7 protein-coding genes are annotated in these 7717 nt (G+C 44.5%); 2 read left to right on the top strand and 5 right to left on the bottom strand.

What is annotated here, in order from left to right; genetic code table 11:
- Window positions 1-118: 118 nt before the first annotated feature.
- The 3 genes from FAZ15_RS20040 to FAZ15_RS23160 all read right to left on the bottom strand — a co-directional run bounded on the left by FAZ15_RS20040 (window position 119) and on the right by FAZ15_RS23160 (window position 1288).
- On the bottom strand, window positions 119-448 hold the full coding sequence (locus tag FAZ15_RS20040; RefSeq protein ID WP_136903148.1) for a hypothetical protein: 330 nt from the start codon (window positions 446-448) through the stop codon (window positions 119-121).
- Between the two features lie 164 nt (window positions 449-612).
- Window positions 613-921 carry an RpnC/YadD family protein gene (locus FAZ15_RS20035; protein ID WP_136903147.1) on the bottom strand — a complete coding sequence of 103 codons (309 nt, stop codon included), beginning with the start codon at window positions 919-921 and terminating at the stop codon, window positions 613-615.
- 139 nt (window positions 922-1060) lie between these two features.
- Window positions 1061-1288: a helix-turn-helix domain-containing protein gene (locus FAZ15_RS23160; protein WP_136903146.1), complete on the bottom strand. Its 228-nt coding sequence runs from the start codon at window positions 1286-1288 to the stop codon at window positions 1061-1063.
- A gap of 83 nt (window positions 1289-1371) precedes the next feature.
- Here FAZ15_RS23160 and FAZ15_RS20025 point away from each other — a divergent pair, with 83 nt between their 5' ends.
- Complete coding sequence (locus tag FAZ15_RS20025) at window positions 1372-2361, top strand: DNA polymerase III subunit alpha (protein WP_202912459.1); 990 nt, start codon at window positions 1372-1374, stop codon at window positions 2359-2361.
- Between the two features lie 64 nt (window positions 2362-2425).
- Here FAZ15_RS20025 and FAZ15_RS20020 read toward each other — a convergent pair whose 3' ends face one another.
- Window positions 2426-3700: an APC family permease gene (locus FAZ15_RS20020; RefSeq protein ID WP_136903145.1), complete on the bottom strand. Its 1275-nt coding sequence runs from the start codon at window positions 3698-3700 to the stop codon at window positions 2426-2428.
- Window positions 3636-4493 carry a hypothetical protein gene (locus FAZ15_RS20015; protein ID WP_136903144.1) on the bottom strand — a complete coding sequence of 286 codons (858 nt, stop codon included), beginning with the start codon at window positions 4491-4493 and terminating at the stop codon, window positions 3636-3638. Before FAZ15_RS20015 ends, FAZ15_RS20020 begins: the two co-directional genes overlap by 65 nt.
- 311 nt (window positions 4494-4804) lie before the next feature.
- On the opposite strand from FAZ15_RS20015, the gene FAZ15_RS20010 reads away from it, so the two are divergent.
- Window positions 4805-7699, top strand: coding sequence for a TonB-dependent receptor (locus tag FAZ15_RS20010; RefSeq protein ID WP_136903143.1), 2895 nt, complete (start codon window positions 4805-4807; stop codon window positions 7697-7699).
- The last annotated feature ends 18 nt before the right edge of the window (window positions 7700-7717 follow it).

The raw sequence follows: 7717 nt of genomic DNA, 5'->3' as shown, positions 1-7717 counted from the left end.
CCTCCGTTTTCAAAGTAAGAATGGCCCGTTGACCTCCGAAATTCAGGAGATTTTTTGGCCCGCTGACCTCCGAAATAATTGGCAAATCAAACCGAATTAGCTGGCCCAGTGACTTCCGTTATAGACACATTGTAGTATTCCTCCCTAACTTAGTTTTTACTTCCTCTTCAAAGATAATAAATGTTTCCTGATTTTTAAAACTCACATAACGTGCCAAGAAGTCATATATCCCCTGCCGGGTATCCTTGCTCATATCACGCTTTATCATTTCTTCGTAAAGATCGTGTTTGATCTCTTTCAGCTGCTCATCGGTAACACTGCGGTGCAATATCGCCAGCAATGCCGTGAGTACCACTACGGCAAATGGATTACTGTCTGCACGGAGCACAGCTTCATCCTGATCCAGTATCTTGTAACTATTGAACCTATAGGTTAGACTTGTACCCATGAATTCCTGAACGTAAATAGCCGGACGGTAATTTCTATTTCCATCGGCTAGGATCGCGATGGCGGTAACAGGAACCTTATATTTATCAGAAATTCGATAAAACCCTTCATGATGCCATCATGAAGGCTCTTGATGGCCTTTGAAAACAAACAATTCCAGAAAAACTATTCAAACATCCGCTGGGCGAGGTCGCCTTTTCCCTTGCTTGACTGTACCTCTACATGGCAGAGCACAAACTGCTCGCTCCCATCCCGCAGAAAAACTTTTACCAGTTTATCTACATAACGCACCCCCTTGTTATTGGGTTTGGGCGGGAATAGACTATCAAACTCTTTATCCAGGTATTCAAACTCCTTTTCAAAGTCAAAGATTTCCCCCGCATCGGAAAAAAAGAAATTTAGAAAATGTCCAAATGTTTGCTCTAGGATAGATTTCCATATCGGGTCGTCTATACGTCTTGAAGATCGGCTCATACTTTTAGTTTATCGGTTTAATAGGTTAAAGATAACAATTAAAAATAGAAAAACTAATATTTTTAGTAAAAAAAACCGACAAAGACTCGAAACAGGTCACTAATTTAAGAGAACAATAGATATTTTTCTGGGTTTAAGATCAGGGGGCAATACCCCGTCTACTGCGCAGATCGACCTTAGCCAGTTCATCCAGGCTCACGCCAAAGTAGCTCGACAGCTTCACCAAGATTTCAATAGGCGGCTCGGCAAGCCCATACTCGTATTTGGAATACCGCGTGCGCGTGATACCCAGATCGTCTGCCAGCCGCTGCTGCGAGTACCCTACCCGGGCCCGCAGGTATTTTATATTTTCTGTCCAGTACAACATTGTGTCAATTTTGAACAGCAATACTACTAATTATTTTAGTATTTAAACCTAGCTTTGATAAAATTTAACACGGGAGGATATAGATGGAACGCGCAATTGTACATATGGACCACGTGGCGTTCTGTGGTACGAATGTGGAATTTAAGTACCGCTCGATATTCCGCGAGGTGGGTAAGGTTTTCGGACTGCCCAAGGAGGAGCTGGATGCCCTGGCGACGCAGTCGGTCGATATGCACGACGACAGCTCGGTGGTGAAGCTGGTGCACAAGTACGGCAGGATGCTCGAGAAATATCCGAACCAGCGGAGCATGCACTCCTGCGGGATCCTGATCTCGGAGGAGCCCATTACGGATTACTCGGCGCTGGAGATGCCGCCAAAGGGGTTCCCGATCGTGCAGTTTGACATGTATGTTGCCGAGGAGATCGGACTGGAGAAATTTGATATCCTGAGCCAGCGCGGTATCGGCAGCATCAACGATGCGGCGAAGCTGATCCGTAAGAACCGGGGCATACAGGTGGATATACGGGATACGGCACTCTCCAAGAATGAGGCTCGCTGCAATGACTTTCTGAGCCGTGGGCAGACGATCGGCTGCTTCTACATCGAATCGCCGGCGATGCGCGGCCTGCTGCGCCGCCTGAAATGTGCGGACTACCCGACGCTGGTGGCGTCTTCTTCGATCATCCGCCCGGGGGTCGCCCAGTCGGGCATGATGAAGGAGTACATCTTCCGGCACAACTGCCCCGACAGCTTTGAATATTTTCACGAGGTGTTTGAGGAGCACCTGGGCGATACGTACGGCATCATGGTGTACCAGGAGGATGTGATCAAGATTGCCATGCACTTCGGTGGCCTCTCTGCTGCCGACATCTTTTTTCATCTCAAGTGCTGTTTCATTAGCCTTTCTGCGCTCACCTTTTGGCAATACCTTCCTCACGAGCCTCCTTTTTTGCATAGGCTATCGTGTTATTATAATCACGTTTACGATCCAAGCTTGATATATATGCCATATGTTCCTCAGGCGTTAGATTTGCCGGAAAAAATACAGGAGAATATTCTTTTATCCAAATAGTTAGCCAGTTGGTTCATATATTGCAAATACTACGTATCGGCTGTACTTGGCAGGCCGTATATAGTTATAACGCTGTTAGCAGAACAGTTACACTGGACGAAAACATCATAACGCAATAGAATATGGCACAAGTCTTCGTTTTCCAAGTTATGGATACAGCTTCATTCTTACAATTGCGTAGACTGACGAGCCTAACGACAACCGATACCGAGATTAGCGACAAGATGCAGGAAGTGATCAACAATAGCTGGCCGAATTCATACCACCACACAAAGAGCAGACTAATAGTCGCCAGGGAAATCAAATGTAGGAATGGCTTACCTACCGAGGGCAATTTACTACTAACTAACTCTTGCGTCTTCTGAGATACCTGAGAGCCTGCCCAGATCATAGCGCTAACATTTGCAATCAGTAAAATCCCGATAGCTGACGAAAGTACATGACCCCACTTGCTACCGAAAAGTACTTCGGCTACCATACTACCTACTTCGGTAACGCCCTGTAAATTTTCCTTTTCCACACAGAGGAAAAATATCGCGTTCAATGCTGTATACAACAACGTGATCAGCACTACGGAAACAAACAACGAAAAATAAACCGTTCGTGTATCTTTTAGTTCACGAAAGACATAGACACTGGTATTCCATCCCGAATACGCATAGTGTACAAAGACCAGCGCAATAGCAAATGGCGCGGTAAAAAAATATTCTATGTTGATATTAGCAGGATCTGGTTGCACGGTGAGGCTTTTCGGGACGAAAAAAAAGCCTATGATAAAGGCCAACAGTATCAAAATCTTCCCGAGTGATAGCCATCCCTGTATTGCTCCTCGGGTTCGAAGCCGCATAAGGTGTACAGCTGATACGAGGACAATAGCCAGCGATGCTACCCCTTTTACTTGAAGCCCAACCACCGGAAGCAAATAGCTTGCAAAGGCCACTGCAGATAGGGCTATGGGCGCTGCGAAACCAAAGACAATGGATAGTACCGCCACGATGATGGAAGGTACCCGTCCATATAATCGGGCGACAAAATAGGTCTCACCGCCTGAGTCTGGAAATAACTGAATCAGGCTATGGTAGCTTACTGCACCGCAAAATGCTGTAAATCCGCCCAAAAGCCATAGCATGACCACAGAAAATATGGACGCATCCCCTTCAACCTGATATCCTAGGCTAGTAAACGCACCTGTGCCTACCATGTTAGAAACGGTAAGCGCGATACCGGCCCATGCACCCAATTTACCGGCGCGACCGCCTGAAGCATTGGAGCACTTAATCACCCTTTCTTGTAATCCAATCTTGTAAAAGCGCATAGCCACGTATTGTACTGTCCGCATTCATGTAATTATCACGAATCTGTTTGTACTGTGCGAGTACGGGAAGCGATCTCTTATATAATGTCGAGTCTATAGCGGCGGGTACGTGATCTACGGGATAGGCATACACGAAATTACCTTGCTCGCGCTCAAAAGTAGGAATACGAAAAAATTTCCGGTTGACATGTTGCCCCGTAGAATCAGACTGATGGAATGCTTTGACAAAAAAGTCTACAGCGTAATCGGGATAACCGAATAAATAACCGTACCCCCTCAGCCGTTCGTATTTTTTTTCATACTCATTAACAGTTACCACAACTGCCGGATCGGCTCCTGCCGAAAACCCATATTGTCCAAAGAAGTCTTGCTTTGCGACCAACAAACTATCCAGCTTCGATATACGCAACACACTGATCTGTAATATACGGGGCTTACTATACATATTACGGTATGGCACCAGCACAAACTTGAGATCGGGAAGATCAATACAATTTAACGCCTCTTGTATCTGACGCACCCGGTCTAGGTAATATAAACTGTCTTTATGCACCAGACTAGCTTCCAGTCTTTTTGTGCTATCGCTATTCGACAACGGGAATGCAAATGTAGCGACGCTACTCATGGGTTTTATATCGGCCATCAATGTATAGAGCGCCTCCCCTTCTAGTCCTTTTTGAATGATGGAGTCGCGAAGGGCTGCAGTAGTGGGGTCAATGGATTTGCGGTTACTAATCGCACGCTGGTTAACCATGCAGCTTTGTAATAGCAGGGCCAATAATACTGTGCCCGAAAGTTTGTTAAAATTGATCGTCATATGGGGGAATAAAAATGTAAATGGTATTCCTAAGGGAATAGCCGGAAATACGGCTAATAATGCTTTTAGTGTTATTAGCTTCTTTCAAAAGCAATTATGTTGCAAAAATAAAAACAAATTAAACAAAAGCAACTCTATTGCAATAAAAAAATTAATCCTATTATCGTACTCAGAATAACGACCTATGAGAGAAATAATAATAAGCAACAAAGTTGCATTTAAAAAAAATAAGTAATACTTTTGTCCGATCCTTACGAAAGCATAGAATAGGCATTCGTAAAATTACAAAGCAAGTTTTTGGCCTATTATCCATGGACAGGTATAAATTATTAAGCAACCTTCTACCAGCATTATATTGTTTCTCTATAAAGAAGAAGAAAATTATCGCGTTGCTGTCGCTTGTAGTTCTGTGTTCGAGCGGCAGATCATTCGCACAGAATCACCAGCTTGCAGGAACAGTGCACGATTCGCTAAGCAATGGGTCGCTTCCTAATGTTACGATAAGCATAGAAGAACTAAAAATTTGGACCGTAACAGACGAGCAGGGAAAATATAAAATGAACAATGTTCCGCCGGGGAATTATACCATTTCCTACCGCGCTATGGGTTACCAGGAAAAAGTGATTTCGACTGAGATTGTTAAAAATAGCATATTGGACGTCAGGTTGCAGTTCCAGAGCATTGCGTTGTCGGTGGTTGCAGTAACATCAAAGGAGAAACAGTTTGGTTCGAAATCTACGATTTCGAGAGAAGCCGTAGAACATTTGCAACCCAAAAGTTTAAAAGATGTATTCCAACTGTTGCCGGGGGCGATTACTGAAAACCCGACATTGGCCTCACCGGGGCAGATCAAATTAAGGGAGATCGAGGCGAGCAACAACTCGGCTTTGGGCGCGTTGATCATGATCGATAACAACCCGCTTTCGAACGACGCCAATATGCAGGTGTTCAATTCTGCACAGGCTGGAAACGCCACTTCGACGCCGGGTGTAGCGGGAAGAGGAACTGACTTAAGGGATATTTCGGCCGAAAACATCGAATCTGTTGAAGTCATCCGCGGTATTCCATCGGTAGAATACGGGAACCTGACATCGGGTGTCGTTCTGGTAAAATCCAAAGTAGGCCAATCACCGCTGACTGCTCGCTTCAAAGTTGACCCGAATACCAAGATCGGCAGCATCTATAAAGGCATGAAGCTAAAGAATCAAAGCGGGTACCTAAACGCTGGAATTGATTTCACTAGGGCATATGACGATATCCGCGAAAAATTCAAGGGGTACGACCGCCTAACAGGTTCGCTGATTTACTCCAATACACTATTTTCCAATAGTCCGAATCCGATGGATTTCAAAGCTAATTTTTCCTATTTCAATACGCTGGACAGCGAACGCTCGGATGCACAACAACTGGAAGGCGAAGAAATGCGTTCCAAAAAACAGGGAATCCGTGCCGGAATTTCAGGAAAGTGGATGCTCCGAAAAAACTGGATTACCAACCTGGAGTACAATATTTCGGGAGATTATACACAAAACAGTGATTATCTTCGTGAACTGTACGTGCTTTCCTCAGGCTCGATCCCAAACCCGACAACATATATTCCGGGTGTTTATGAGGTAGATTATTTGCCTGGAAGGTTTCATTCGGCCTATGATATCGATGGCAAACCTTACAATGCCTACGCTAAAATAAAGGGGGATTGGAGCAAAAAATGGCACAATATAAACAATACGGTATTGGTAGGCTTGGATTGGATGCTAAGCGGCAACAATGGTGCAGGCCTGCTATATGACCAAGCTTTTCCGCCTTTTCGTCACCTTTCGACCACATTGCGCCCACGGGCCGCAAGAGATCTTCCAGTTTTGAACAATTTATCATTTTTCTTGGAAGACAGGTTAAGCCTGCCGCTCGGTACCACAAACTTGATCATGCAGGGAGGGCTCCGGGTAAATAAGATGCTTCCGACGGGACTGACTTCTTTAGACCCCCGGATCAATATCGATTATGAGATTTTAAACAGCAACAATAATTCCATTTTGGATAAATTCAGTATTACGGGTGGTATCGGGCTCTCGCACAAAATGCCGACGTTGTCTTATATTTCGCCGGATAACGCTTACTTTGACCAACCTACCTTTAATTATCTAGACGGCGAAAATTCTTTGGCCGTGATCACCACCCATATGATAAGCACGGTAAATGATCAGCTGAAACCTGCAAGGAATACCAAGAAAGAAATCGGTTTTATGGTTGCGAAAAAAACATACAGTCTAGCTGTTACAGCTTATCACGAAAAGTTGACTGACGGTTTAGGATTCCAGTCGCAGCCCTATATCAGCCACTATGAGTCATTTACCGTCAGCGGTGCAGGAAGGATGCCGATATTTGAGAATGGAAGGGTCTATTATCAGGAAGGTGGCCAGCGCTTAGAGGCTGCCAGCCAATGGAACAAGGTGATACGTACCTATGCTTCACCGGTGAACAGGGAGACATCGATCAAGAAAGGGGTTGAGTATGTCTTCAATACAGGGAAAATCGAACCGCTGCAAACTTCATTCGTGGTAGATGGTGCATGGCTGTACCAAGAAGCTTACGGAACATTACCAACCTATCAGAGTATTACTACGACCTATCAGGGAAGGATTTATCCCTATATTGCTATTATGCCGTCAGGCAGTAAAACCATCCGACAACGATTCAATACCAATATCAGGATGATCACACACATCCCACGAATTAAAATGATCGCGTCGTTGGTCACCCAGATCATTTGGGACCAGCGAATAAAATACGCCTGGGAAGATGAAAATGGCAAATCATTGATATACTATCTGGACGATAACGGACAGCGGATATATGGAGATGCTGCATTGGAAGATATTAACGGACCCCGTTATGTAGATCCCGTTGCTTATATGGATGACAGTGGTATCGTACATCAATGGCAACCTGAAAACGCACACAACTCCCCTTATCAACAAATGTTGTCCGTATATGGCACGACCTATTATTTCATCGAAGAGAAGCTAAAGCCTACGGTGCAATTTAATTTACGTCTGACTAAACAGTTCTCTAACTATTTCGAGATTGCTTTTATGGCCAACAATTTCTTTAAGATGAATCCAACGCAGATCAGCAATCGCACAGGTCTGTACGTAGAACGTAATACGGCGTTTTATTTCGGTGCAGAAGTCAACATAAAATTCTAATTCAATAATTTTTAAACA

Source organism: Sphingobacterium olei (assembly GCF_005048855.1).
GTDB lineage: Bacteria > Bacteroidota > Bacteroidia > Sphingobacteriales > Sphingobacteriaceae > Sphingobacterium > Sphingobacterium olei.
The sequence above is the reverse complement of the archived record's forward strand: the minus strand, read 5'-3'. Positions and strand labels throughout refer to the sequence as shown.

What these genes read in the sequence shown, in the direction of transcription:
- FAZ15_RS20040 (WP_136903148.1), bottom strand. Translation starts at nt 448, where the DNA reads ATGGGTACAAGTCTAACCTATAGGTTCAATAGTTACAAGATACTGGAT.
- FAZ15_RS20035 (WP_136903147.1), bottom strand. Translation starts at nt 921, where the DNA reads ATGAGCCGATCTTCAAGACGTATAGACGACCCGATATGGAAATCTATC.
- FAZ15_RS23160 (WP_136903146.1), bottom strand. Translation starts at nt 1,288, where the DNA reads ATGTTGTACTGGACAGAAAATATAAAATACCTGCGGGCCCGGGTAGGG.
- FAZ15_RS20025 (WP_202912459.1), top strand. Translation starts at nt 1,372, where the DNA reads ATGGAACGCGCAATTGTACATATGGACCACGTGGCGTTCTGTGGTACG.
- FAZ15_RS20020 (WP_136903145.1), bottom strand. Translation starts at nt 3,700, where the DNA reads ATGCGGACAGTACAATACGTGGCTATGCGCTTTTACAAGATTGGATTA.
- FAZ15_RS20015 (WP_136903144.1), bottom strand. Translation starts at nt 4,493, where the DNA reads ATGACGATCAATTTTAACAAACTTTCGGGCACAGTATTATTGGCCCTG.
- FAZ15_RS20010 (WP_136903143.1), top strand. Translation starts at nt 4,805, where the DNA reads ATGGACAGGTATAAATTATTAAGCAACCTTCTACCAGCATTATATTGT.